Consider the following 26,299-nt stretch of genomic DNA (forward strand, 5'->3'; position numbering starts at 1 on the left):
AGGGTTTAGGCCAGCTGCGCTGGCCAGCGCGAGCAAGCTCGCTCGCCACAAGGCTCACTGGAGCCCCGTAGCCTTTTAACTTGCAGCTTGCCGCTTAGATCCAAAATTCCTCCCGCCGCTCTTGAAACCCCTGCATCTCCCCCTGTTGCAACAGCTGCCTGATCCACGGCCCCAACAGGTCCTGGGAGCTGTCCAGCGGGTTTTCCCGACGCCAGCGCAGGGGGACGGCGGCAAAGCGCTGCTGGTTGGCGCTGAGTTTTTCCAGGATCTGCCGGTCCTGGCGCAGGATCACCTTGAACAAAGGGTGCAGCACGCTGCGCTTGAGCCAGGCCGGGGTCCGGCCGCGGGCGGTGGCGATGCGGGCGAACAGGCGCAGTTGGCCGTCGGCGGCTGGCATCAGCCAGGCACTGACCAACAGGTTGAGGCGTCCCTGCCGATCGCGGTATTCGATTTCCGCCAGCCCGGGCAGACGAAAGCGTCCCATGCTGACCCCTCGTTCACCCTCGAACAGCCGTGAAATCAGTCCCGACTGGGTGCCTTCCTCGCTGTACTGCGCCTGCACCCCGTCGCTCAGCGCCTGGACCCAGGCCGTGATGTGCTGGCGTTGCTGGTCATGGCGAATCCAGCCGGCATGCACGAAATGGGTATGGAACCCGTCGAGAAAATTCTCTGCCGCATCCTGCAACGAACAGCGCACCTGGTCGGTGATCCAGAAGGTGTCCAGCGCCTGTTGCTGTTCGGCAGGGGCGACCGGGGGGCTGGCCGGACGTTCTGGCGTCAGGCTGGCCCACACCAGCCCATGGGCTTCGCAGCTGGGCAGCGGTTGCAGCAGCGGCTGGCTGCATCGCTGTTGTTGCTGGCCGGGCAGATGGGTACAGCGGCCTTGGGCGTCGAGGCGCCAGCCGTGATACGGGCATTGGATCTGCCCGTTGTGCACCCGGCCGGCGCTCAGCGGCGCGAAGCGATGGGGGCAGCGGTCGGGCAGCACCGCCGGCAGTCCCTGGGCATCGCGAAACACCACCAGCGGCACGCCGTGCAGGGTGCAGCCCAACGGCTGTTTTCGCAGCGTGTGGCTCAGGGCCACGGGCCACCAGGCGTTATCAGGCTTCACAGTTTGAGTTTCCTCATCAGGGGCACGCCGATGCGCGTCAGCAGCAGGCTCAACAGTTGCCACACCAGGCGCCGGCCCAGGGGCAGATGCCCGACCTGGATCAGGCTGTACTCGATCTGTGGCTGGCCGCCGCGCAGGCGTTTGAACGCCGCGGCGCCGGAGCTGAAGTTGAGTACCAGGCGCCGCTCCACGGCTTCCTGCAGGCACAGCCGGGTCAGTTGTCGATAGAGCCCGGTGCGCTGGGGCAATGCGGTGTCGTAGCCGACGATGGGGGCACTGATCAGGCTGCTGTTGGCGAACCAGCCAAGGGCGCCATCGATCCGCCCCTCGGGATTGCGCAGGGCCCGTAGCTCAAGCCAGCCCTCGGCGTGGCCGCGTTGCAGCCATTGGGCGCTGTAGTGCGGGTTCAGGGTGCAGTACTTGTCCAGGTACAGCAGGTTGTACAACTGCTCGATGCGCTCGAAGTCGGCGGCCTGCAACTGCGCGCCATGCACCACGGTGTAAGGGCTGCGGCGCAGCAGCGTGGCATCGAGGCGGGTGTTGTGATGACGCAGGAAGGCTGAGCGTTCGCCCTCGCGACCGTCGAACAGGTACACCTGGCGGCTGGGGATCGCCAGGTAGCCCAGAGCTTGCAGGCGCTGGCGCAGCTCCAGGTTGCTGAAGTCGTTGAGCGAGCGGAAACCGAAGCCATGCTCGGGAAACTGCCGCCGCAGCAGGTCGGTGATCGCCGGCAGGTCGGCGCCATCCCAGTCGGCGGGGTAGAGGTTGGTCGACAGCAGCCAGTTGTTGACCTGCACCAGCCGGTCGACCTGGGCCGCGCGCAGCAGGCGGTCGACACCCTGGGTCAGCAGCTTCAAGGGCCAGGCCAGCCAGGGGCGGTTCAGGCGCTTGAGTTCTTCCCGGGCGTAGCCGCTGTAGGCGGTTTGCGGCGAGACCACGTAGCAGTTGTCCGGCGGTTCGGTGCCGTGGGTGATGCTCACCGGAAACTGCTGCTGGCCGGTGTCGAGCAGGGCCAGGGTGCAGCTGACATTGCCGATCAGCGCACCGCCGGCGCAGGTGCGCACGTAGCGCAGGGCCTGGCTGTCGTCAGCCCCGGGCGCCAGAGTGGACAGTTGTTCGGGCAGCAGCAGCTTCATGGCCGGGGGGCGTCCAGGGTTTGGCCGTTCCACTCGATATCGGCGGTGGAGGCGGCCAGCAAACCGCAGCGTCGGGTCAGGGCGCGGCCGATGATTTCGCCGAGGCTCAGCAGTTGGGCCAGCAGTGGCCCGCGATCGCCATCCTGCACGATCACGTCCCGCGCGTGCTGGTAGTCCTTCCAGAAGGGGCGGCTGAAGGCCCGTTGCGGGGCGGCCAACAGCAGCATGGCCAGGGCGATCATGCGCGGCTCCAGGGTGGCTTCGAGTGGCGGGTTTGCGCCGGCGTTCTCGCTCAACGCCGCCACCAGTTGCGAGCGCTGGTCGTCGAACAGGTGCACACCGCTGGTGGCCCTGGGGTTGCACTCCAGGACATGGAAACGGCCCTGGGCATCCTCGATAAAGTCGAAGCCCAGCTGGCCGGTGTAGCCGGTTTCGTGACCGAATTGCTCAAGGAAGGCGCGAATCGGCAGCGGCGCGCAGGCCTGGAAATAGATCCCGGACCCGCGCCCGACCCGGTACTTCGGCTGATAGCAGCTGTGGGCGCGCAACTGGCCGTCCACCAGCACGCTGAAGCTGCAATATTCCTGGCCGGCGACAAAATCCTGGGCGACCCAAGGCGCATCGACGCGGGGCTGGATCTTCGCCAGTTGCGCCGCGCTCGGGCGGATCAGGGTCTGGGAGGCGAAGCGCGAATACGCCGGCTTGAGCACCAGGTTTTCGCCCTCGGCGGCCAAGGCCTGCAACGCCGTCAGGTCGTGCAGCACCTGGGTCGGCGGCGCTGCCACGGCCCAGCCCTGGGTCATGGCGGCGAAATCGCCCTTGTGATGCAGACGGTGCAGCAGGTCGAAGTCGCTGGTGAACACCCGGCACAGCGGCCGCAGGCGCTCCAGGCCGTGAGCCAGGTAGAACACCTCTTCGCAGGTCGGCAGCAGCAGGTCCACCGATTGCTGGCGGATGACCGTGGCCAGGGCGTCGATCCAGGCCTGGGGGTTGGTTTTGGGTTCCGGCAGGCGCACGAAGTGTTCAGCCGCACGGCTGAAGCGGCTCAAGGGCTGGGCCAGGGAGTCGGCCACCGTGACCTTCCAGCCGGCGTGCTGGAACGCCCGGGCCCACTCCAGGCACGCCGGGGCGCGGGCGCCGAGAATCAGTACATGCATGGCAAACCCTCGGGTTGTTGCAGCATCTGGATCCGTCGCCGTTTGGCCTGGGGCGGCGGCGCCTGCCAGTGGCCGAAGCTCAGGCCGGGCGGGCTCAGGTCGTGCTCGGCGCAAAGCCGGTGCAGGGCCTCGGCCAGGCGTTGGCAGACGTCAGGGTAAGGCTCCCGTGTGCGCAGGTTGATGTGCCAGGTCAGCCCCTGCTGGCGAATTTCATATTCCTCCAGGGCCGGGCCGAGCATCAGCAGGCCACGGCGCAGCACGTCGGGATACAGGGCTCGCAACTGCCGGCCATCGAGGCTCGGCAGCCAGAGGATTTCATCGGCCCGACCTTCCACCGCCGCGATGGCGCGCTCGGCGCGGCCACAGGGGCAGGGCGCCGCAGCGACCCGCAGAATATCGTTGAGGCGGTAGCGCACGATCATCTGCGTGCGCCGGGAAAAGTCGGTGATGATCGGCTGAAAACGCGTCTGCGCGGCATCCAGCCATTGCGGCTCGATATGCAGGTGGCTTTCGTTGAGGTGCAGGGTCCCGGCCTCGCAGGTGTAGCCGAGGAAGCCTTCGCTGGCCTGATAGATCTGCTGCGGCTGGCGCCCGAACGCGGCGAATACCGCCTCGGCGTCGGCGCTTTCCAGCACCTCGGCCACCGACAAGATGTGCCGCGGGCGAATCCGCAGCTGCCCGGCCAGGGCCGCCTGGGCCAAGCCCCGCAGCACGGTGGCCGGGGCCACCAGCACATCCGGATCCTGCTGGTTCAACCGTTCGAAGGACGGTGCCAGGCCCAGGGTCAGGTCGTGAAAGGCAAAGTCGATACGGCGGCTGGCCAGGGTGGTGTACAGGCGGCTGTTGGCCCGCAGGAAGAAGGCAATCCGCAGCGGTGCCAGCCACGGGCACAGCAGCCGTGGCAACAGCGCCCGGGGCAGGGTCCGCGCCAGCAGAATGCCGGCCCAGCGCTGGCGCTCGACGCTGCTCACCAGAAACACCCCCTGGGCCCCCGACGTACCGCTGGACAGACCGACCGTGATATCCCCCAGCGTCGGGCTGAAATCCCGGGACTGCTCGGCCTGGACCGCCAGCGGCAGCACCTGCTCCAGGCTCAGGTCGCGGGTGTTGTAGGCCGCGAAGTCGCCCATCAGCGCGGCCTTGTCCATCAGTGGCAGGCTGTCGAGGGTTTGCCCCGGCGGGGGGCTGAAGCGTCGGGCCTGGGGCATGACCCGGGTCATGAAATGCGCCAGGCGCCTGGCCTGCCAGGCTTCCAGCCGGTCGCGCCGGCGAAATTGCAGGCCATAACGGCTGAGGATGAAGGAACCCACGCTGCGCAACGTACTCAACAGGCGCTCACTGTTCATTGACGAACGCCTCCCAGGCCCGGGTGCAATGGGACGGCAGCACCGCCACCGCCGGTTCGCGCCGGAGCAACTGGCCAAGGCCGCTGTAGGTGCGCCGGTATTGCCCTTGATCGGTGCTGGAAAACCACAGCGCCGGTGCCGCCGGCAGGCGATTGGCGCGGCAGGCCGGCACCGACCAGCAGGCGTCGGCCACCAGGAACACCGGCCGCCCCTGGGCATCGGGAATAAACAGCCCCAACTGGCCGGCACTGTGCCCCGGCAGCGGTACGCCGATCAGGCTGCCATCGCCGAACAGGTCCAGGCCCTGCTCGAAGGGCGCCATCCAGCCCGGCAGCGCGCAGCTGGGGCTGGCTTCGGCCAGGTTCAGGCGGGCGTTGAAGTCGTCCGGCAGCAACCCCGGCAGATGGCCGCCGAGGGTGGCGCGCCAACGCTGGCCGCGCAGGCTGTCGATATGCCGGTAATCGGCTTCCAGGGCAATGAAACGCGCATTGTTGAAGTCCCGCAGGCCGGCGATATGGTCGGCGTGGAAGTGGGAAATGATCACGTAGCGGATATCAGCCGGGCCGATGCCCAGCTCATGCAACTGGGCCCCCAGCTGTTCCGCCACCGGCAACTGCACCGGCACCGCGCTGCGGTACAGGCGCTCGGGCAGGGTCCGGGTGGCCTGGAAGAAGTGCTCGGCGTAGCCGGTGTCGTACAGAATCCAGCCGTGGTCCGGGTGCTGGATCAGCCCGCACAAGGCCGGAAACTGCACCGGCGCCAGGCGCCCGCCACGGTCGGCCATGCATTCCAGGTGCTGGCACCAGCCGGTCCGCAGGATCTTCAAGCTCACGCGGCGGCTCATGGTTGTTGCCTCTGTTGTGCCAGCCACCATTGGGCGTGCTGGGCGATGCCCTGTTCCTGGCTGATGACCGGGCGGTAGCCCAGCTCGCGCTCGATCGCACTGATGTCCAGGGTCTGGCTGAAGGCCAGGACCCCGGCGCCGTAACGGGTGATCAAGGGTTCGGCGCCGTTGCCCAGGCGCGCGCGCAACTCCAGCAGGTATGCCACCCGGTCCACCAGGCGCCAGGGCAGGCGTCGGGTGCGCAAGGGAAGGTCGAATTGGCGGGCCATTTTCTCCAGCAGTTCCTTGAAACTCAGCGGCGTGCCGTTGCTCAGGTTGTACACGCACAGCGCACGCGGCAGCGGCCGGGTCAGGGCCAGCCACACCGCCTGCACCAGGTTGTCGATGCAGGTCAGGTCCAGTTGCGCCCGGCCGCCGCGCATCAGCGGAATCGCCCCGCGCTGCATGACTCGCAGCAGACGCGGCATCAGGGTCGCGTCCCAGGGGCCGAACACCGCCCGTGGTCGCAGGATCACACATTCGCCAAGCCCGGCCTGACCCAGCAGCACTTCGGCCTGGGCCTTGCTGCGGGCGTAGTCATTCACCGGGGGCGGCAGCGGCTGGTCCTCGCGGATGCCCAGGCGGTCGCGGAAATCGAAATACAGGCTTGGTGTCGACAGGTGCACCAGGCGCCGCACCTGATTGACGCGGCAGGCGTTGATCACCTCGGCGGTGGAGTCGAGGTTGGCCTGGGCAAAGGCCTGGGGCGAACCCCAGGGCGAAGACAGCGCCGCGCAATGCACCATGGCATCGCAACCCTGGCTGGCGTCGGCCAGTAGCGCCTCGGCCTGGGGGCTGCCATGGTCCAGGGCCAGCCAGTGCACAGGCGCCGGGCTCAGGGCGATGACTTCGGCGGCGGCCTGGGCATTGCGTCCGCTGAACAACACTTCGCAACCTTCGGCCGCCAGCCGCCACACCAGATGCCTGCCGATAAACCCGCTGCCGCCAGTGACCAGGACTTTCATTAGTACTCCAGGATCATGCCGCCGAGGGACAGGCCCGCGCCGGTGCCGATCAGCAGCAGCCGTTGCCCGCGCTGGATGCGCCCGTCGCGTACCGCAATGTCGAGGGCCGTGGGCAGGGAGGCCGCGACCTGATTGCCGTGCCGGGCAAAGATGTCGACCACCTGCTGCGAGCCGAACCCCAGGCGCCTGGCCGCGTGCTGCATCGCCTGCTGGCTGGCCTGGTGCGGAATCACCCAGTCGATCTGCCCTTGCTGCAGGCCGGCCTGGCTCAGCAGTTCTGCCAACAGGTTCGGCAGGTGTTTGGCGGCGAGGCGAAACACGCCTTTGCCCTGCATCGAAAAACTGGTCAGGGGCTCGAACGGTTCATCGATGCGTCGCGGGTGATAACGCGAACCGCCGGCGCGGATCTGGCACAGCTCGGCGCCTTCGGAAAAGGTCTTGAGGCGCGAGGCGAGGATCTTCGGCCCGGCGTCGCCCGCCCCCAGCACCACCGCCGCCGCGCCGTCGCCGAAGATGCCGCTGACCTCCACCTGCTGCCAGTCCAGGCCGCAGGAGGCGATATCCGCGCACACCAGCAGCACGCGCCGGTAATGCCCGGCCTGGATCGGCCAGGACAGGGTGTCCAGGGCGGCGATAAAACCCAGGCAGCTGGCGTTGATGTCCATGGCCGGGATACCCGACTGCCCCAGGCCCAGCTCCCGCTGCAGCAGCGCCGCGTTGCAGGGCATGCCCTGGTCCATGGTGCCGCTGGCGCAGACGATCAGGTCCAACTGTTCAAGCGCCAGGCCCGCCGCGTGCAGGGCCTGGCGCGCGGCGCTGGCGCCTAGGCTGGCGGCGTTGTCCGCGGGGCCGGCGACGTGGCGCTGCTGCACACCGCTGATGCGCGCCACGCTGCCGGTTTCCAGGCCCAGCTGGCTGTCCAGTTCGGCACTGGTGACCACCCGCTGCGGCAGGGCATGGCCAGTGCCGAGGATGGCCAGTGTGCGGGCAGGGCAGGGGGAGGACGCTGATGTGTGCATGCAAATTCCGTTTGTGGGGCGTCGAGGGGGCGTTGCGAGGTGTGCTCAGTGGGCTGACGGTGCCATTGGGCATTTGCTCAGAAACCCCTGCAGCTTTTGCTGGTATTCCTCGACCGGCATCAGGTCACTGTGTTTGGCGATGACGTAGGCCATGCCCTCGCGGGCCATATCGGCGTCAGCCACGAGGTAGAAATCCGTTATTTCCTGCACATGCACAATCTGCTTCCAGGCCAGGCTGCTCTGACCTCCGCGGGCGTTGAGCAGGGTGAAGCCCTGGTCGTCGAAGTGCAGGTAATAGGTGCCTTCGACGGCCCGCAACCGGGTTTCGATCAGGCGCTGACTCAACCCGCGCAACGGCGCCTGGGGTTTGATCGGGGTGGCGGCAATACGGGCTTGCAGGTGCTTGATCCAGCGTCCGGAAAAGCGCCACCACAGGGGGATGAAGATCAATGCGAACGCCACCATGGCGATGACCTTCTCCGGGGTGAAGGTCCGCTCGGGGAAATAGATCGACAGGCAGCCGCCGACCAGGCACAGGGTGAACATCACGGGACCGATAAAACGGCTTTGCCACCGGGCAAATGTGGTCATGGCCCGGACATGCTGCTGATCATCCTTGAGCAGTTCCTGCTTCAGCGGTTCGGCAATCCAGGCGGCGGTGTGGGCGGGGGTGATGGTGAACTGCAATTCCATGGTGTTCAAACCGGTGTCCGTTACCTGATCAGTGCGGCAGTTTACGGGTTTGCGCGATGGTTGGTGCTGATGTCTTTCAGCGCCCCTGGGGTCATGGGGCGCCAGGCGTCGTACTCAGGCACTGGTGGTGTTCTGCGCCGCGCCGCCTTCGAGTTTGCGCCACAGCAGGCGCACGTTGGCCTTGCGCACCAGGGCGCAGCGGTACAGGCGAATCTCCAGCGGCACATGCCATTGCGGGCCGCCGCAGACCACCAGCTCGCCGCGCGCCAGTTCGGCCCGCACGCTCAATTGGGGCACCCAGGCGATGCCCAGGCCTTCGAGGGCCATGCTTTTCAGGCTGTCGGCCATGGCGGTTTCGTACACCGTGGTAAAACGCAGGGCGCGCTGGCGCAACAGCATATTCACCGAGCGCCCGAGAAAGGCCCCGGCGCTGTAGGCCAGCAGCGGCACGCTGGCTTCGCCCTCAAGGTCGAACAGCGGCTGGCCATCCGGCCCGGCGGCGCACACCGGGAGCATTTCGGTGTGGCCCAGGTGCAGCGACGGGAAGATTTCCGAGTCCATCTGCATAGCGGCGTCCGGGTCATAGAAGGCCAGCATCAGGTCGCAACCGCCTTCACGCAGGGCATGCACCGCGTCGCCGACGTTGGTCGCCACCAGCCGCGTGGCGATGTTCAGGCCTTCGTTGCGCAGTTGCGCGATCCATCGCGGGAAGAACCCCAGCGCCAGGGAGTGCGCGGCCGCGACCTGCATCACCTCGCCCTGGCCGCCTTCCAGGTGATGCAAATGCCGCAGCACTTCACCCAGTTGTTCGACCACGGTGCGCGCGGTCACCAGGAACAGTTGCCCGGCTGCCGTCAGCTCGATGGGCGTGCGGGAACGGTTGACCAGGGTCAGGCCCAGCGCCGACTCCAGGCTGCGGATCCGCCGGCTGAAGGCGGGCTGGGTCACGAAGCGCCGTTCGGCGGCCTGCGAGAAGCTGCGGGTGGCGGCCAGGGCACTGAAGTCCTCGAGCCATTTGCTTTCCAGATTCATCACGTCCTCCCGGACACGCACCATTTTAGGTCACACGCTTGCCGCACACGCGGCGTCACATGGGCATTATGCCGTTTCTGCATAGGGCAGTGTTTAACAGCATTGGCCCTAAATTGCCTGTAGGCCTAGCATTCGAAGCGTTCCGGCACAGACCGGGTCCATATTGAGATGATTTCTATCATGTCCTCCGCTGCATCATTCCGCACAGAAAAAGACCTGCTTGGCGTACTCGAAGTACCGGCTCAAGCGTATTACGGCATCCAGACCCTGCGAGCGGTGAATAACTTCCGTCTCTCCGGCGTTCCGATTTCGCACTACCCCAAGCTGGTTGTCGGCCTGGCGATGGTCAAGCAGGCCGCCGCTGACGCTAACCGCGAGCTGGGTCATCTGAGTGAAGCCAAGCACGCTGCCATCAGCGAAGCCTGTGCCCGTCTGATCCGCGGCGATTTCCACGAAGAGTTCGTGGTGGACATGATTCAAGGCGGCGCTGGCACTTCGACCAACATGAATGCCAACGAAGTCATCGCCAACATCGCGCTGGAGGCCATGGGCCACAGCAAGGGCGAGTACCAGTACCTGCACCCGAACAACGACGTGAACATGGCGCAGTCGACCAACGACGCCTACCCGACCGCGATCCGCCTGGGTCTGCTGCTGGGCCACGACGCCATGCTCGCCAGCCTCGACAGCCTGATCCAGGCGTTCGCAGCCAAGGGTCAAGAATTCAACCACGTCCTGAAGATGGGCCGCACCCAACTGCAAGACGCCGTGCCGATGACCCTCGGCCAGGAATTCCGCGCCTTCGCCACCACTCTGGGCGAAGACCTGGCACGCCTGAAGACCCTGGCTCCGGAGCTGCTGACCGAAGTCAACCTGGGCGGCACCGCCATCGGTACCGGCATCAACGCCGACCCGCGTTACCAGCACCTGGCCGTGCAACGCCTGGCGACCATCAGCGGTCACCCGCTGGTACCTGCAGCCGACCTGATCGAAGCCACCTCCGACATGGGCGCCTTCGTGCTGTTCTCGGGCATGCTCAAGCGCACCGCGGTCAAGCTGTCGAAGATCTGCAACGACCTGCGCCTGCTGTCCAGCGGACCACGTACCGGGATCAACGAGATCAACCTGCCAGCGCGTCAGCCCGGCAGCTCAATCATGCCCGGCAAGGTCAACCCGGTTATCCCGGAAGCGGTCAACCAGGTGGCGTTCCAGATCATCGGCAACGACCTGGCCCTGACCATCGCGGCCGAAGGCGGCCAGCTGCAACTGAACGTGATGGAGCCGCTGATTGCCTTCAAGATCTTCGACTCGATCCGCCTGCTGCAACGGGCCATGGACATGCTGCGCGAGCACTGCATCGTCGGCATCACCGCCAACGAAGAGCGCTGCCGTGAACTGGTCGAGCACTCGATCGGCCTGGTCACCGCGCTGAACCCGTACATCGGCTACGAAAACGCCACCCGCATCGCCCGTATCGCCCTTGAAAGCGGCCGCGGCGTGCTGGAACTGGTGCGCGAAGAAGGCCTGCTCGACGAAGCCATGCTCGCCGACATCCTGCGCCCGGAAAACATGATTGCTCCACGTCTGGTGCCGCTGAAGGCGTAACCGACGCGACACTTAACACGCAACACCGCTCACCAGGTCGAGGGACTAGACACCTCTCACCTTTTGAGGGCTTGGAGATCACTCTCCAGGCCCTTTTTTTTGCCTGTACCTTGATGCCCCACGGCGTAATTCTGTAGCCGCTGCCGCAGGCTCGGGCCGCGCTCGGACGCTGCCCCTACTAAATGCTGCCTCATTTACCTGACACTCCACGGCGTCCGATCCGGCCAGCGCAGCCTCGTTCCTTGGCAGCGGCCACGGTGTTTTCGGGGGTGGATGAACTGACTTTCGGGTCAATAAAATCGGGGTTTTGCTGTGGAAATACTTTGTATGACAGGTGGTCGGCGAAAGTGCGTTTAGTGCGGCTTTTTCGGTATACTGCGCGGCCTTCGGCCGGTTCGCCTGGCCATAATTCGTACATTCAAGCCACGCATTTTGCGTGGCTTGTTGTTTTTTGACGCGCCTGCGGGCGCCCAGAGAGAAGAGGCACGACGATGAGTGCACTGGTTGGCGTGATCATGGGCTCCAAGTCCGATTGGTCCACCCTTAGCCACACCGCCGATATGCTGGAAAAGCTCGGCATCCCTTACGAGGTGAAAGTGGTCTCTGCCCACCGCACCCCGGACCTGCTGTTCCAGTACGCCGAAGAGGCTGAGGCGCGTGGCATCGAGGTGATCATCGCCGGTGCCGGCGGCGCGGCCCACTTGCCAGGCATGTGTGCGGCCAAGACCCACCTGCCGGTCCTGGGCGTGCCGGTGCAGTCGTCGATGCTCTCGGGCGTCGACTCCCTGCTGTCGATCGTGCAGATGCCGGCCGGCATTCCGGTTGCCACCCTGGCCATCGGCAAGGCTGGCGCAATCAACGCCGCGCTGCTGTCGGCGAGCATCCTGGGCGCCAAGCACCCGCAGTTTCATACCGTGCTGAAAAAATTCCGCGCTGAACAGACAGACAGCGTCCTGGACAATCCAGACCCACGCGTCGCCTGAGGTTTTTGACGATGAAGATCGGTGTAATCGGTGGCGGCCAATTGGGCCGCATGTTGGCCCTGGCGGGTACGCCGCTGGGGATGAACTTCGCTTTCCTGGACCCGGCGCCAGACGCCTGTGCCGCGGCATTGGGCGAACACCTGCGGGCCGATTACGGCGATCAGGACCACCTGCGCCAATTGGCCGATGAAGTGGACCTGGTGACCTTTGAGTTCGAAAGCGTGCCGGCCGAGACCGTGGCCTTCCTTTCGCAATTCGTTCCGGTCTACCCGAGCGCCGAAGCCCTGCGCATCGCCCGCGATCGCTGGTTCGAAAAGAGCATGTTCAAGGACCTGGGGATTCCCACCCCGGCGTTCGCCGACATCCAGTCACAAGCCGACCTGGACGCCGCGGTAGCCGCCATCGGCCTGCCGGCCGTATTGAAAACCCGCACCCTGGGTTACGACGGCAAGGGCCAGAAAGTCCTGCGCAAACCTGAAGACGTGGTTGGCACCTTTGCCGAACTGGGCAGCGTTGCCTGCCTGCTGGAAGGCTTCGTGCCGTTCACCGGTGAAGTCTCGCTGATCGCCGTGCGTGCCCGCGATGGTGAAACCAGGTTCTATCCGCTGGTGCACAACACCCACGACAGCGGCATTCTCAAGCTGTCCGTGGCCAGTACCGACCATCCATTGCAGGCCCTGGCCGAGGACTACTCGAGCCGCGTGCTCAAGCAACTGGATTACGTCGGCGTGATGGCGTTCGAGTTCTTTGAAGTCGACGGTGGCCTCAAGGCCAACGAAATCGCCCCGCGGGTGCACAACTCCGGGCACTGGACCACCGAAGGCGCCGAGTGCAGCCAGTTCGAAAACCACCTGCGGGCTGTGGCCGGCTTGCCACTGGGTTCGACCGCCAAGGTTGGCGAGAGCGCCATGCTCAACTTCATCGGTGAAGTGCCGCCAGTGGACAAGGTCATCGCCATCGACGACTGCCACCTGCATCACTACGGCAAGGCCTTCAAGATCGGGCGCAAAGTGGGTCATGCCAACTTGCGTTGCAAGGACCTGGCGACCCTTCAAGCGCAGATCCTCAAGGTCCAGGCGCTGATCGCCGAGTAACAAAACCCGAGTGCCGGCGGGAACCTTCGTTCGCCGCCGTTCTCTGATGGCAGGATGCCAAAGCGCTGACTAGGCTTTGGCGTACCTACCCACACAGAGGAAATGCCATGGGAATTATCGGAACCATTTTTATCGGCTTGATCGTCGGCCTGCTGGCACGCTTCCTCAAGCCTGGCGATGACAGCATGGGCTGGATCATGACCATCCTGCTGGGCATCGGCGGCTCGCTGGCAGCCACCTACGGTGGTCAGGCACTGGGTATCTACCAGGCCGGTCAAGGTGCGGGCTTCATCGGTGCACTGGTCGGCGCGATCGTGTTGCTGGTGATCTACGGCCTGATCAAAAAGAACTGATTCTGCGACGAAACCCTCTCTGCTGCGCAGGCCGGGAGGGCTAGAATGCTCGGCGACGCAACGTCCCTCCCTGATCGAGCCCCTCCATGCGCCGTCTTTTATTGACTCTTGTTTTGCTGGGCAGCGGCCTGGCTAATGCTGCTGAACTGCCGGAAACCGACTGGCTCGAACTGATGCCCAAGTCGGACCAGAAAGCCCTCGAACAGATGCCGGAAATCGACCACAACTCCCCCGAAGCCAATGGCACCTTCACCGACAAGGGTGGCCTGAAGCAGAGCAAGGGCTTGCCGGCGGTGATGTATTCGACCAAGACCGTGGCCGCGATGAACGGCAAGGACATCCGCATCGGTGGTTACCCGGTGCCGCTGGAGGCCGATGCCAAGGGGCGCAGCACGCTGTTTTTCCTGGTGCCGTACCCGGGTGCATGTATCCACGTACCGCCACCGCCGCCGAACCAACTGGTGCTGGTGCGCTTTCCCAAAGGCCTGAAGCTGGACGATATCTACACCCCGCTGTGGGTCACCGGCACGCTGAAGGTGGAGAAGGTCAACAACGACCTGGCCGACGCCGCCTATGCCCTGGATGCGGCGAAGGTGCGGGTGGTCAAGGAATCGGATTTGTAGGCTGCGGGGCGTTCAGCTGATCTGCCAGCTCCCTCACGTGAAGAGGGAGCTGACTGCCGCTCGATCAGAGCGCAGCGCTGCTGATGCTCACACCCAGGGTGTGGCTGGCACCGGGTGCCAGGGTCACCACGTCATTCATCACGTTGGCGGTTTCGATGCACAGCATGCGTTGCCAGCCATCGGCGGCCATGTCGCTGAACTGGGCGGCGCGGTCGATCCAGGGGTTCCAGATCACTGCCGAGCGTGAGCCGCTGCTGGTCAGTTGGATGCGTCGCTGCCAGGCCGGATCGACGATGCTCAGCTGCGGCGGGGTGTTGAGGTAGATGCGATCGGTCTCGTCGGTAAAGTGCAGGTCGCCGGCCTGGGGCACGGTCTTCCAGTCATCCAGGGTCTCGATGTAGTCCAGCCCGTCCAGCCCCTCGACATGCACCTGGCGCACATCGCTGACTGCAAAGTAGCTGTGCAGCGCCTGGCTGATGCTGACGCTCTCGGTGCCGCGGTTATGGCTGGTCAAGCTGATGTGCAGTTGCTCGTCCAGGCGAATCGACAGCTTCAGGTCGACCTGGTGCGGCCAGCCCGGCAGCCCGCCCTGGGGGACTGGCAGCACCAACTCCAGCACCAGGCTCTGGCCCTGGGTTTCGATCCCCAGCAGTTCCCAGTCGGTGGCCCGTACCAGGCCGTGGGCCGGGGCGGGGTCGTTGCTCTGGCGCATGTCTTGAACGCTTTGCGGGTTGCGCGCCAGGTTGCCGAACCACGGCCAGCACACCGGAACCCCGGCACGAATGCTTTTGCCGGCCTTGAACACGGCCTCGTCGTTGAGCCAGATCAGCGGCGGTTGCCCGGCCAGTTGATAGCTGAGGATGTGCGCGCCTTGCTGGGCCACCAGCAATTCGGCCTGACCGTGGCGGATGCGCCAGCAGTTCAGCTCATCCAGTTTGACGGTCTCGACGTGAGGGCTTGGCATGCGACGGTTCTCGTTCAGGAGTGGGGCTGCTTTGGACCGCGCGACGCCCCTCGGGTTTAAGGCGGGCTATCAGCGGGCTCTGGGTGGAACCGAGCGGGTGCGGCCGCTGCCGTCGATGGCGACGAATACGAACACCGCCTCGGTGACCTTGCGCCATTCGCTGGACAGCGGGTCGTCGCTCCACACTTCGACCATCATCTGGATCGAGCTGCGGCCGATTTCCAGGGTCTGGGTATAGAAGGACAACTGCGCGCCGACCGCGACCGGCACCAGGAACGCCATGCGATCAATGGCCACCGTCGCCACCCGTCCACCGGCTACGCGGCTGGCCATGGCCGTGCCGGCGAGGTCCATCTGCGCCACCAGCCAGCCGCCGAAAATATCGCCAAAGCCGTTGGTTTCGCGGGGGAGTGCGGTGATTTGCAGGGCCAGGTCGCCTTGCGGGATCGGATCTTCTTGTTCGAGTTCTATCATCTCGGGGGTGCCTCTGACCCATGACTCTTCGTGTTTGCTGCAGGTGAATAGCCGTCTTGAGGAAAAACGATTCAGCCCGAACATACTACGTTCGTCACGTTCTTCGTAAGGCGTGCTAAAGGGATACTCTGCGAAATCGGCTGATTCTGCTGCCGCTTGAAGGGCCAACGACGTTTTCGCACAGCAACCCTTGCCAGGAGCGGGTTTTGGCTCCGAGGTCCGCGAGTATATCGGTCGATAGACTCCGCGACGACCGTCAGGTTCTCATTTTGCCGCCCAATGGCGGCATCTTCCTGAAAGTTTTTTGATCACGCCCTGGCAGGCAGGCTCAAGAGCCTGAATCTTGGTCAAACCAGTCATCCAGATTGAGGGTTTTGGCCATTGTGCCTGTTCACCCGGCAACCCCAGTATTTCGTGGCTTTCCTGTGGTTCCCGATACTGGGGTCTATTGACGTTTGGTGACGAGCCGCGTCGTTTGGCACGCAACCCGAAGGGCCACTGTCGCGGCCTGTCACCAACGTCAAAAGCCCCTAATAACATCATGAGGAATTCTGGCCAGGCGCGACGCGTTGTCCGCAGGGCACCCTCAAGCGCCGGATGTGGCGTTCAGAATGTGCATTTTCGAACAATTTGCTATCGTGCCCCACCTGCCAGGCCCCAACCAGCGCTGTTGAGGCTTCAGAACCGCCTATAAGAGAAGCCCTTGCCATGACCACTGTGCCCTCGAGCATTGCGCAGCCAGCGCAACCCGCCCGCCCGTTGACCCGCAACGACTACAAGACCCTGTCGCTGTCCGCTTTGGGCGGCGCGCTGGAGTTCTACGATTTCATCATTTTCGTGTTCTTCGCCACGGTGGTGGGCAAGTTGTTCTTCCCGCCCGACATGCCTGAATGGCTGCGCCTGATGCAGACCTTCGGCATTTTTGCCGCCGGTTACCTGGCGCGGCCCCTGGGCGGGATCGTGATGGCGCACTTCGGCGACCTGCTGGGGCGCAAGAAGATGTTCACCCTGAGCATTTTCATGATGGCCGTGCCGACCCTGATCATGGGCCTGCTGCCGACCTACGCGCAGATCGGCATGTGGGCACCGATCCTGTTGCTGGTGATGCGCGTGATCCAGGGCGCGGCTATCGGCGGTGAAGTGCCGGGCGCCTGGGTGTTCGTTTCCGAGCATGTGCCCCAGCGGCACATGGGTTATGCCTGCGGCACCCTGACCTCGGGCCTGACGGCCGGTATCCTGCTGGGCTCGCTGGTCGCCACCGCAATCAACAGTATCTACACCCCGGTCGAAGTGGCCGATTACGCCTGGCGGATTCCGTTCCTGCTGGGTGGGGTTTTCGGTTTGTTCTCGGTGTACCTGCGCCGTTGGTTGCACGAGACGCCGGTGTTCGCCGAGCTGCAGGAGCGCAAGGCGCTGGCGGCGGAAGTGCCGCTGCGCGCGGTATTGCGTGATCACCGTGGGGCGATCCTGATCTCCATGCTGCTGACCTGGCTGCTCTCGGCCGGGATCATCGTGGTGATCCTGATGACCCCGACCTTCCTGCAGACCATCTATCACTTCTCGCCGACCACTGCGCTTCAGGCCAACAGCCTGGCCATCGTGTTCCTGAGCCTGGGCTGCATCGCCTCGGGCGCCCTGGCCGATCGTTTCGGTGCCGGGCGGGTATTTGTGGTGGGCAGCGGCCTGTTGTTGGTCAGCTCCTGGACCTTCTATCACAGCCTGATGGACCACCCGCAATGGCTGTTCCCGCTGTACGCGTTGACCGGCCTGTTTGTCGGCACCATCGGCGCGGTGCCGTATGTGATGGTCAAGGCGTTCCCGGCCGTGGTGCGTTTCAGCGGCTTGTCGTTTTCCTACAACCTGGCCTACGCGATCTTCGGTGGCCTGACGCCGATGGCGGTGACCTGGTTGCTCAAGAGCAGCCCGATGGGCCCGGCCTACTATGTTGCAATTCTTTGCAGCCTGGGGATGGTGGTGGGCCTGTACCTGTGGAAAAAAGGCCGCTGATGGTGTCTTCCCGGCGGGGTTCCTTGCGCCCCGCCTGGCGCCGGCCGTGTCGCTCACGGCCGGCATGCCGTTAGCCATTTCACGTTTTCACCCCGCACAAACAAAGGCCAGCCTTCCTCTCCGGAATGCTGGCCTTTCATCTAATTGTCATATTCCAGTCATAGAGTGTTCACACGGCCTACAGATACTTGGCCCCGACTTAACACCCCCTATCTGCTAGGAGTAAGGCATGAAACTGAAGCGTTTGATGGCGGCAATGACTTTTGTCGCTGCTGGCGTTGCCACTGCCCACGCGGTTGCCGCTGTTGACCCTGCTATCCCGAGCTACACCAAGACCACTGGTGTGTCGGGCAACCTGTCCAGCGTCGGTTCCGATACTTTGGCGAACCTGATGACCCTGTGGGCCGAGAACTACAAAAAAGAATACCCGAACGTCAACATCCAGATTCAAGCCGCCGGCTCCGCCACTGCGCCTCCTGCGCTGACTGAAGGCACCTCCAACCTGGGCCCGATGAGCCGCAAGATGAAGGACACCGAACTGGCTGCCTTCGAGCAGAAGTACGGCTACAAGCCAACCGCCATCCCGGTTGCCGTGGATGCCCTGGCCGTGTTCGTGCACAAGGACAACCCGATCCAGCACCTGACCATGGAACAGGTTGACGCGATTTTCTCCTCGACTCGCCTGTGCGGTGCCAAGGAAGACGTCAAGACCTGGGGTGACCTGGGCGTGAAGGGCGACCTGGCCAACAAGCCAGTGCAACTGTTCGGCCGCAACTCGGTTTCCGGCACCTACGGCTACTTCAAGGAAGAAGCCCTGTGCAAAGGCGACTACAAGCCTAACGTCAACGAACAACCAGGCTCGGCTTCGGTCGTGCAGTCCATCAGCTCTTCGCTGAACGGCATCGGTTACTCGGGCATCGGCTACAAGACCGCCAGCGTGAAGACCGTGGCCCTGGCCAAGAAAGGCAGCACCGACTTCATCGAAGACACCGAAGAAAACGCCCTGAACGGCAAGTACCCGCTGTCGCGCTTCCTCTACGTCTACGTCAACAAGGCCCCGAACAAGCCTCTGGCCCCGCTGGAAGCCGAGTTCGTGAAACTGGTCCTGTCCAAACAGGGTCAGGAAGTGGTCGTGAAAGACGGTTACATCCCACTGCCAGCCAAAGTAGCCGCCAAGGCCCTGGCTGACCTGGGTCTGCAGGAAGGCGGCTCGGTCGCCAAGAAGTAACACCCAAGGCCCAGGCCTTGTGCAGGAGCCGAAGGAGGGCGTCTGGCCCTCCCGGAAAGCGGCTCCTGCACCCCCCAATTTTTTGTCTGCTGCCAGCCCTGCTCGGCGGCGGATTTGCTGCGTCACTGCATTGTCATCTTTCTGTCATACAGGATCGCTAGGGTGTGCGCATGAATGATCTGGCCAATTCCCCCATGACTACGACTTCTCCCCCCAAGCGCATTGACTTCAATACGCCTGAGTTGCAACGCAAGCGCCGCATCCGCGCGCTCAAAGACCGCCTGACCCGCTGGTACGTCCTTATTGGCGGCCTGGCTGTGCTGGGGGCGATTACCCTGATCTTCTTCTTCCTGGCTTACGTGGTGATGCCGCTGTTCCAGGGCGCCGACCTGACCGCCAAGGAGCCCCTGGCTCCAGCCTGGATGCAGGATGCCGGCAAGCCGCTGCTGTTCGCCCTGGAAGAGCAGAACCAGGTCGGCATGCGGGTTTCCGACAAGGGCCAGGCGCTGTTCTTCGACATCGACAGCGGTGCCGAACTGCGCCGAGTCGATCTGCCGATCCCGGCCGGCGTCAACGTGAGCTCCATCGGCAAGGACCAACCCGGCAGCCCGCTGGTGGTGGTCGGCCTGTCCAATGGCCAGGCGCTGGTGTTCCGCCATACCTATAAGGTCACCTACCCGGACGGCAAGAAAACCATCTCGCCGGCTGTCGAGTTCCCTTACGGTGAAACCCCGATCGTGCTCAACGAGCAGGGCGGGGCGCTGGATCACGTCAACCTCAATGCCACTGATTCGGCGTTGGTCGTTGCCGGCTCCAGCGGTTCGCAGCTGCATGTGCTGCAACTGACCCGCGAAGAAAACATGATGACCGGGGAAGTCACCAGCGAGCAGAAGCGCATCGAGCTGCCGCAGATGACCGAGGCGGTCAAGGCGATGTACATCGATCCGCGTCAGCAGTGGCTGTATGTGATCAATGGTCGCGCCCAGGCCGATGTCTTCAGCCTGCGCGACAAGAGCCTCAACGGCCGCTACAAACTGCTGGAAGACGGCACCGCCGAAGTGACTGCCAGCACCCAGCTGGTGGGCGGCATCTCGCTGATTATCGGGACCTCCAAAGGCGGCCTGGCCCAGTGGTTCATGGCCCGCGACCCGGACGGCGAGCTGCGCCTGAAGCAGATCCGCACCTTCGAGATGGGCACTGCGCCGATCGTTGAAATCACCGCTGAAGAACGCCGCAAAGGCTTCGTGGCCCTGGATGCCTCGGGCAAGCTCGGCGTGTTCCACAGCACCGCGCACCGCACCCTGCTGGTGGACCAGGTGGTCGATGGCCAGGGCATTTTCGGCCTGTCGCCACGGGCCAACCGGGTCATCGTCGAAGCCGGCGGCAAGCTGCAACCGCTGCTGCTCGACAACCCGCACCCGGAAGTGTCCTGGAGCGCGCTGTGGAGCAAGGTCTGGTACGAAAACTACGACGAGCCTAAATACGTCTGGCAATCGACTGCGGCCAACACCGATTTCGAACCCAAGATGAGCCTTGCGCCCCTGACCTTCGGTACCTTGAAGGCCGCGTTCTACGCCATGCTCCTGGCCGCGCCGCTGGCGGTTGCCGCCGCCATCTACACCGCTTACTTCATGGCCCCGAGCCTGCGCCGCAAGGTCAAGCCGGTGATCGAGCTGATGGAGGCGATGCCGACGGTGATTCTCGGATTCTTCGCTGGCCTGTTCCTCGCGCCCTACGTCGAAGGCCACCTGCCGGGCATCTTCAGCCTGCTGATGCTGCTGCCGATTGGCATCCTGGTGGCCGGTTTTGTCTTCAACCGCCTGCCTGAATCGATCCGCTTGAAAGTGCCGGATGGCTGGGAAAGCGCGATTCTGATTCCGGTGATCCTGTTTGTGGGCTGGCTCTCGCTGTACATGAGCCCGTTCATGGAGAACTGGTTCTTCGGCGGTGACATGCGCATGTGGATCTCCCACGACCTGGGCATCACCTACGACCAGCGCAACGCCCTGGTGGTCGGTCTGGCCATGGGGTTCGCGGTGATCCCGAACATCTACTCCATCGCCGAAGACGCCGTGTTCAGCGTGCCGCGCGGCCTGACCCTGGGCTCCCTGGCCCTGGGCGCCACGCCGTGGCAGACCATGACCCGCGTGGTGATCCTGACCGCCAGCCCGGGCATTTTCTCGGCGTTGATGATCGGCATGGGCCGTGCGGTCGGTGAAACCATGATCGTGCTGATGGCCACCGGCAACACCCCGGTCATGGAAATGAACCTGTTCGAAGGCCTGCGAACGCTCGCAGCCAACGTCGCGGTGGAAATGCCCGAGTCGGAAGTCGGCGGCAGCCACTACCGCGTGCTCTTCCTCTCGGCGCTGGTGCTGCTGTTGTTCACCTTCGTCATGAACACCCTCGCCGAGCTGATCCGTCAGCGTCTGCGCAAGAAATACTCGTCGCTTTAAGAAAGGTAGAAGTCTGTGAAACAGAACTCCCTAAAAGGCTGGTTCAAGAGCGGCGCCCCAGGCGTCTGGATCAGCGGTGGTGCGGTGTCCATCGCGGTCATCATGACCATCGGTTTGCTGGCGGTGATCGCGGTGCGCGGGCTGGGCCATTTCTGGCCGGCGGACCTGATCCACGCCAATTACGATGTGCCGGGCCAGGCTAACCACCTGGTCATCGGTGAAGTGGTGCAGAAAGAAGAAGTGCCCCGTGCGCGCCTGAAAAGCGCCGGCCTGCCGGTGCCCGATCAGGGCCCGGAGTTCATGACCCGCGAGCTGATCAAGGTCGGCAACCGTGACTTGAACGGTAACGACTTCACGTGGATCGTCGGCGATTGGCTGACCAACCAGACCACGCCGCCAGAGCTGATGGCCATCGAGCGCCGCGAATGGGGCAATTTCTACGGCTACCTGGTCAACGTCAAACAGGACGGCAAGGTGATCGCCGAGGGCGAAGCGGCCTGGCCCGAGCTGCAAGCGCGGATCGAGCGGGTGAACAAGCTGGCAGCCCAGCTCAAGAGCCTGGAAAAAACCGACATCGGCGCGATCAACGCCGGCCTCGAACGCATCCGCCTGCACGGTCGCAAACTGGAGCTGGACGGCAAGATGGACGCCGCCGCCCAGGCCGACATGGACGCCGAGCGCGCCGAACTCAACGCCCGTTATCAGGACATCGAGGCGCGCCTGGGTGACCTGCACGCACAGTTCAACCGCGACAGCCTGACCGCCCGCGATGCCAACGGCAAAGAGCTGGAGATCAGCCTGGGCAAGGTGGTGCACGCCTATCAGCCGAACGCCATGGGCACCCTGACCAAGATCGGCTTCTACTTCAGCAAGGTCTGGGAATTCCTCAGCGACGACCCGCGGGAAGCCAACACCGAAGGCGGGATCTTCCCGGCGATTTTCGGCACCGTGATGATGACCCTGATCATGGCCATGATCGTTACGCCGTTTGGTGTGCTGGCCGCGGTCTACCTGCGTGAATACGCCAAGCAGAACACCCTGACCCGGGTCATCCGCATTGCCGTGAACAACCTCGCCGGTGTCCCGGCCATCGTCTACGGCGTGTTCGGCCTCGGCTTCTTTGTCTATGTGCTTGGTGGTTCGGTTGACCGCCTGTTCTTCCCCGAAGCCCTGCCGGCGCCGACCTTCGGCACCCCGGGCCTGCTCTGGGCTTCCCTGACCCTGGCCCTGCTGGCGGTGCCAGTGGTGATCGTGGCCACTGAAGAAGGCCTGGCGCGGATCCCCCGCACCGTACGCGAGGGCTCGTTGGCCCTGGGTGCAACCAAGGCTGAAACCTTGTGGAAGATCGTGCTGCCCATGGCCAGCCCGGCGATGATGACCGGCATGATCCTCGCCGTGGCCCGCGCTGCGGGTGAAGTGGCGCCGCTGATGCTGGTGGGTGTGGTCAAGCTGGCGCCGTCGTTGCCGCTGGATGGCAACTACCCGTACCTGCACCTGGACCAGAAGATCATGCACCTGGGCTTCCATATTTATGACGTCGGCTTCCAGAGCCCCAACGTCGAAGCCGCGCGGCCGCTGGTGTACGCCACGGCGCTGCTGCTGGTGCTGGTGATCGCCACGCTCAACCTGTCGGCGGTGTGGATCCGTAACCACCTGCGCGAGAAGTACAAGGCGCTGGACAGTTAACCAAAGCTTTAAGCCACAAGCGGCAAGCTCCATGCAGATTGCCGCTTTGCCCTAAATTGCGGCTTGCAGCTAAAAGCTTGCAGCTACGAACGGAGTGCGACCATGCAACACGAAACCCATTCCCACGGCATCAATATGTCGGCCCTGGGTCGCGACAAGCAGAGCCTGAGCCTGGCCCAGGAAACCGTGGCCATCGAAGTCCCCGGCCTGAGCCTGTTCTACGGCGACAAACAAGCGTTGTTCGACGTCAGCATGAACATCCCCAAGCAGCGCGTGACCGCCTTTATCGGCCCGTCCGGTTGCGGCAAGTCGACCCTGCTGCGCACCTTCAACCGCATGAACGACCTGGTGGACGGGTGCCGTGTGGAAGGCGCCATCAACCTCTATGGCAACAACATCTACCGCAAGGGCGAGGACGTGGCCGAGCTGCGCCGCCGGGTCGGCATGGTGTTCCAGAAGCCCAACCCGTTCCCCAAGACCATCTACGAAAACGTGGTCTACGGCTTGCGCATCCAGGGCATCAACAAAAAGCGCGTCCTCGACGAAGCCGTGGAGTGGGCGCTCAAGGGCGCGGCCCTGTGGGATGAGGTCAAGGACCGCCTGCACGAGTCCGCCCTGGGCCTGTCCGGCGGCCAGCAACAGCGTCTGGTGATTGCCCGGACCATCGCCGTGGAGCCGGAAGTGCTGCTGCTCGACGAACCGTGCTCGGCCCTCGATCCGATCTCGACCCTGAAAGTCGAAGAGCTGATCTACGAACTGAAATCCAAGTTCACCATTGTGATCGTGACCCACAACATGCAGCAGGCCGCGCGAGTTTCCGACTACACCGCCTTCATGTACATGGGCAAACTGGTGGAGTTCGGCGACACCGACACCCTGTTCACCAACCCGGCGAAAAAGCAGACCGAAGACTACATTACAGGGCGCTACGGCTAGTGATGAGCTGCAAGCCGCAAGCATCAAGCGGCAAGTAAAAGCAGTTCAAGGCAACGACACCTATCAACTTGCAGCTTGTAGCTTGTGGCTTACAGCTTTTGCGGAGCAAAACCATGATTTCGAAGGAAGGCCTTACCCACCACATCTCCGCGCAGTTCAACGCCGAGCTTGAGGAGGTGCGCAGCCACCTCCTGGCGATGGGCGGGCTGGTGGAGAAGCAAGTCAACGACGCGGTGACTGCGCTGATCGAGGCCGATTCGGGCCTGGCCCAGCAGGTGCGCGAGATCGATGACCAGATCAACCAGATGGAACGCAACATCGACGAAGAATGCCTGCGCATCCTGGCTCGTCGACAGCCGGCCGCGTCGGACCTGCGGCTGATCATCAGCATCTCCAAGTCGGTGATCGATCTCGAGCGGATCGGCGACGAAGCGACCAAGATCGCGCGACGTGCCATCCAGTTGTGCGAAGAAGGCGAGGCGCCGCGTGGCTACGTCGAGGTCCGCCACATTGGCGACCAGGTGCGCAACATGGTCCGCGATGCGCTGGACGCCTTTGCCCGTTTCGACGCCGACCTGGCGTTGTCGGTGGCCCAGTACGACAAGATCATCGACCGCGAATACAAGACCGCGCTGCGCGAGCTGGCCACCTACATGATGGAAGACCCGCGCTCTATCTCGCGGGTCTTGAGCATCATCTGGGTCCTGCGTTCCCTGGAGCGTATCGGCGACCACGCGCGCAATATTTCCGAGCTGGTGATTTACCTGGTGCGCGGGACCGACGTGCGCCATTTGGGCCTCAAGCGCATGAAGCAGGAAGTTGAAGGCACCAGTGCCGAAACCGCTAATGTTCCGGACGAAGCTGACGATAAGTAAGATTGCCCGAGAAAAGCGCCCGGTCTTTTGGCCGGGCGTTTTTGTTTGGGTTTTTTGAATCTGACAGCAGCACCCGCGAACGAAAAGTCCCGGCGTGACTGAAAGTTTTTGGCAAAGTGCCATCAGCCAAGCGTTATGCTTGCCGGGATTTTTAAAGGGGCGGTCGATGAGTAAGGTAAGTGTGTTGGTGGTGGACGACGCTTCGTTCATTCGTGACCTGGTGAAGAAGTGCCTGCGCAACTACTTCCCGGGCATCAAGATCGAAGACGCGGTCAACGGCAAGAAGGCCCAGGCCATCCTGGCCCGCGAAGCGTTCGACCTGGTCCTGTGCGACTGGGAGATGCCGGAAATGTCCGGCCTCGAACTGCTGACCTGGTGCCGTGGGCAAGAGGCCCTGAAAAGCATGCCGTTCGTCATGGTGACCAGCCGTGGCGACAAGGAAAACGTGGTCCAGGCGATCCAGGCCGGGGTTTCCGGCTACGTCAGCAAACCCTTTACCAACGAACAGCTGCTGACCAAGGTCAAGCAGGCGCTGAACAAGGTCGGCAAGCTCGACACCTTGATGAACAGCGCGCCGACCAAGATGAACTCGGCGTTCGGCAACGACTCCCTGAGCGCCCTGACCGGCGGCAAGGCTGAAGTCCTGGGTGGCGGTGCGGCATCGGCCCCAGTCAATCCCTTCGCCAAACCGGCCGTGGTTGCGCCTGCCGCAGCCGCAGCGGCGCCGTCCCGTGGCCTGCTCAACAGCCCGCCGGTCAAGGCACCCACCCCGGCGGCAGCGGCCTCCGGCGGCCGTGGCCAGGGTCAGTTGCGCCTGCCCAGCGGCACCCAGCAATGCGTGATCAAGGCCTTGAGCATCAAGGAAGCGCTGTTGGTGGTGAAGCGTACCGAGACACTGCCTCAGGTGCTGGACAGCGCGGTGCTGGACCTGGAGCAGGGCGACAACGCGGAAGTGGCGCGCCTCAACGGGTACCTGCATGCGGTGGTGGCCTACGAGCCGAAGCCGGACAGCGAATGGCTGCAACTGACCTTCCGCTTTGTGGATCAGGATGCGCAGAAGCTGGATTACATTTCGCGGCTGATTGCCCGCGGGACGGCGCAGAAGCACTTTGTGCCGGGGGCTTGAGGCTGCCGGCCTGAGCGAGGATCTGGCTGGCATCCGGTAGTCACTGCCGTGGGCTCGGGCCGCGTTCAGACGCTGGCCCTGCCAGGCGCCGTGCTACTTGCGATGCACGCCGTCGTTCCATTGGCCCAGCGCAGTCTGGAAGCAGCGGTTGCAGTCAGCCGCTGCTGTTGCGCATAAAGATTTGATTTCCCCTCTCCTGAATTTCCCCGCCTGGTCGTTGATCGATCTCGACCGCCGCGCCTGAATGCGGCCGGAAACCTGCTGCAACCACTTTCCTGTCCCCGGCGTTTCATCCGAATGACCCTGACCTGAGGCGTCTGCCTCAACGGTCGTGGGTAGTGCCTGAAGAGTTCTGCGCTGGGTTGCAGGCCTTGCAGTGCAAGGCTTGGAACTCGGCGACGGTGGTTCGATGCCGTGCGTCTGGTTTCTGTTTTTCAGGTTGATTTATATCTGTTTAGATATAGGTTGTGGGGTGTGTTTTTGTCTTTCTCGCTCTTGGCCATGCCTTGAAACAACCCAGGCGCGCGCTCTAGCGGGCGGGTTGTTT

At 63.8% G+C, this 26,299-nt stretch carries 23 protein-coding genes; 12 read left to right on the top strand and 11 right to left on the bottom strand.

Annotated features, from left to right (window positions below):
* Positions 1 to 94 precede the first annotated feature (94 nt).
* The 9 genes from ACOZJV_RS18395 to ACOZJV_RS18435 form a co-directional block, all read right to left on the bottom strand.
* Entirely contained in the window at positions 95 to 1,111 is a 1,017-nt protein-coding gene (locus ACOZJV_RS18395; RefSeq protein WP_078470401.1) for a Rieske 2Fe-2S domain-containing protein, read from the bottom strand.
* Positions 1,108 to 2,247, bottom strand: coding sequence for a hypothetical protein (locus ACOZJV_RS18400; RefSeq protein ID WP_421548193.1), 1,140 nt, complete (start codon positions 2,245 to 2,247; stop codon positions 1,108 to 1,110). The genes ACOZJV_RS18395 and ACOZJV_RS18400 overlap by 4 nt, the downstream gene beginning before the upstream one ends.
* Positions 2,244 to 3,404, bottom strand: a complete 1,161-nt coding sequence (locus ACOZJV_RS18405; protein WP_421548194.1) for an ATP-grasp domain-containing protein — start codon at positions 3,402 to 3,404, stop codon at positions 2,244 to 2,246. The genes ACOZJV_RS18400 and ACOZJV_RS18405 overlap by 4 nt, the downstream gene beginning before the upstream one ends.
* Positions 3,392 to 4,750, bottom strand: a complete 1,359-nt coding sequence (locus ACOZJV_RS18410; protein WP_421548195.1) for a F390 synthetase-related protein — start codon at positions 4,748 to 4,750, stop codon at positions 3,392 to 3,394. Before ACOZJV_RS18410 ends, ACOZJV_RS18405 begins: the two co-directional genes overlap by 13 nt.
* A complete protein-coding gene (locus ACOZJV_RS18415; protein WP_421548196.1) occupies positions 4,740 to 5,594 on the bottom strand; it encodes an MBL fold metallo-hydrolase in 855 nt (284 codons plus the stop codon). The genes ACOZJV_RS18410 and ACOZJV_RS18415 overlap by 11 nt, the downstream gene beginning before the upstream one ends.
* Positions 5,591 to 6,598 carry an NAD-dependent epimerase/dehydratase family protein gene (locus ACOZJV_RS18420; RefSeq protein ID WP_421548197.1) on the bottom strand — a complete coding sequence of 336 codons (1,008 nt, stop codon included), beginning with the start codon at positions 6,596 to 6,598 and terminating at the stop codon, positions 5,591 to 5,593. The genes ACOZJV_RS18415 and ACOZJV_RS18420 overlap by 4 nt, the downstream gene beginning before the upstream one ends.
* Complete coding sequence (locus ACOZJV_RS18425) at positions 6,598 to 7,617, bottom strand: beta-ketoacyl-ACP synthase 3 (RefSeq protein WP_421548198.1); 1,020 nt, start codon at positions 7,615 to 7,617, stop codon at positions 6,598 to 6,600. Before ACOZJV_RS18425 ends, ACOZJV_RS18420 begins: the two co-directional genes overlap by 1 nt.
* A 45-nt stretch (positions 7,618 to 7,662) precedes the next feature.
* Complete coding sequence (locus ACOZJV_RS18430; protein WP_421548331.1) at positions 7,663 to 8,310, bottom strand: hypothetical protein; 648 nt, start codon at positions 8,308 to 8,310, stop codon at positions 7,663 to 7,665.
* A 114-nt stretch (positions 8,311 to 8,424) separates the two neighbouring features.
* On the bottom strand, positions 8,425 to 9,342 hold the full coding sequence (locus ACOZJV_RS18435; protein ID WP_078470408.1) for a LysR substrate-binding domain-containing protein: 918 nt from the start codon (positions 9,340 to 9,342) through the stop codon (positions 8,425 to 8,427).
* A 180-nt stretch (positions 9,343 to 9,522) separates the two neighbouring features.
* Between ACOZJV_RS18435 and aspA the strand changes: the two genes are divergently transcribed.
* The 5 genes from aspA to ACOZJV_RS18460 all read left to right on the top strand — a co-directional run bounded on the left by aspA (position 9,523) and on the right by ACOZJV_RS18460 (position 14,000).
* Positions 9,523 to 10,947 (top strand): aspartate ammonia-lyase, encoded by a 1,425-nt coding sequence (gene aspA / locus ACOZJV_RS18440; RefSeq protein WP_020298261.1) that lies wholly within the window; start codon positions 9,523 to 9,525, stop codon positions 10,945 to 10,947.
* A 491-nt stretch (positions 10,948 to 11,438) separates the two neighbouring features.
* The gene (purE, locus tag ACOZJV_RS18445; protein WP_020298262.1) at positions 11,439 to 11,930 is read left to right on the top strand and encodes a 5-(carboxyamino)imidazole ribonucleotide mutase; all 492 of its coding nucleotides are present in this window, start codon (positions 11,439 to 11,441) and stop codon (positions 11,928 to 11,930) included.
* An 11-nt stretch (positions 11,931 to 11,941) separates the two neighbouring features.
* Positions 11,942 to 13,024 carry a 5-(carboxyamino)imidazole ribonucleotide synthase gene (locus ACOZJV_RS18450; RefSeq protein ID WP_201128618.1) on the top strand — a complete coding sequence of 361 codons (1,083 nt, stop codon included), beginning with the start codon at positions 11,942 to 11,944 and terminating at the stop codon, positions 13,022 to 13,024.
* 107 nt (positions 13,025 to 13,131) lie between these two features.
* A complete protein-coding gene (locus ACOZJV_RS18455; RefSeq protein ID WP_003229635.1) occupies positions 13,132 to 13,377 on the top strand; it encodes a GlsB/YeaQ/YmgE family stress response membrane protein in 246 nt (81 codons plus the stop codon).
* Between the two features lie 86 nt (positions 13,378 to 13,463).
* Entirely contained in the window at positions 13,464 to 14,000 is a 537-nt protein-coding gene (locus ACOZJV_RS18460) for a DUF3299 domain-containing protein (RefSeq protein ID WP_078470410.1), read from the top strand.
* 64 nt (positions 14,001 to 14,064) lie between these two features.
* Here the strand turns inward: ACOZJV_RS18460 and ACOZJV_RS18465 are convergent, their stop codons facing one another.
* Together ACOZJV_RS18465 and ACOZJV_RS18470 are read right to left on the bottom strand one after the other, a co-directional pair.
* Positions 14,065 to 14,964, bottom strand: a complete 900-nt coding sequence (locus ACOZJV_RS18465; protein WP_421548199.1) for a D-hexose-6-phosphate mutarotase — start codon at positions 14,962 to 14,964, stop codon at positions 14,065 to 14,067.
* A gap of 69 nt (positions 14,965 to 15,033) precedes the next feature.
* Entirely contained in the window at positions 15,034 to 15,438 is a 405-nt protein-coding gene (locus tag ACOZJV_RS18470; protein ID WP_003229628.1) for an acyl-CoA thioesterase, read from the bottom strand.
* Positions 15,439 to 16,146: 708 nt separating this feature from the next.
* On the opposite strand from ACOZJV_RS18470, the gene ACOZJV_RS18475 reads away from it, so the two are divergent.
* The 7 genes from ACOZJV_RS18475 to ACOZJV_RS18505 all read left to right on the top strand — a co-directional run bounded on the left by ACOZJV_RS18475 (position 16,147) and on the right by ACOZJV_RS18505 (position 25,752).
* Entirely contained in the window at positions 16,147 to 17,445 is a 1,299-nt protein-coding gene (locus tag ACOZJV_RS18475; protein WP_421548200.1) for an MFS transporter, read from the top strand.
* Positions 17,446 to 17,674: 229 nt separating this feature from the next.
* Entirely contained in the window at positions 17,675 to 18,673 is a 999-nt protein-coding gene (locus ACOZJV_RS18480) for a phosphate ABC transporter substrate-binding protein PstS (protein WP_078470413.1), read from the top strand.
* A gap of 170 nt (positions 18,674 to 18,843) precedes the next feature.
* Positions 18,844 to 21,129: an ABC transporter permease subunit gene (locus ACOZJV_RS18485; protein ID WP_421548201.1), complete on the top strand. Its 2,286-nt coding sequence runs from the start codon at positions 18,844 to 18,846 to the stop codon at positions 21,127 to 21,129.
* A 15-nt stretch (positions 21,130 to 21,144) separates the two neighbouring features.
* Positions 21,145 to 22,815, top strand: coding sequence for a phosphate ABC transporter permease PstA (gene pstA, locus ACOZJV_RS18490; protein WP_078470415.1), 1,671 nt, complete (start codon positions 21,145 to 21,147; stop codon positions 22,813 to 22,815).
* Positions 22,816 to 22,917: 102 nt separating this feature from the next.
* The gene (pstB, locus tag ACOZJV_RS18495) at positions 22,918 to 23,751 is read left to right on the top strand and encodes a phosphate ABC transporter ATP-binding protein PstB (RefSeq protein ID WP_020298270.1); all 834 of its coding nucleotides are present in this window, start codon (positions 22,918 to 22,920) and stop codon (positions 23,749 to 23,751) included.
* A gap of 113 nt (positions 23,752 to 23,864) precedes the next feature.
* Positions 23,865 to 24,626 carry a phosphate signaling complex protein PhoU gene (gene phoU / locus ACOZJV_RS18500; protein WP_020298271.1) on the top strand — a complete coding sequence of 254 codons (762 nt, stop codon included), beginning with the start codon at positions 23,865 to 23,867 and terminating at the stop codon, positions 24,624 to 24,626.
* 166 nt (positions 24,627 to 24,792) lie between these two features.
* Positions 24,793 to 25,752, top strand: a complete 960-nt coding sequence (locus ACOZJV_RS18505; RefSeq protein ID WP_078470416.1) for a response regulator — start codon at positions 24,793 to 24,795, stop codon at positions 25,750 to 25,752.
* Positions 25,753 to 26,299: the final 547 nt, after the last annotated feature.

The organism is Pseudomonas sp. QD4, from assembly GCF_049199125.1.
In the GTDB taxonomy this organism is placed as follows: domain Bacteria; phylum Pseudomonadota; class Gammaproteobacteria; order Pseudomonadales; family Pseudomonadaceae; genus Aquipseudomonas.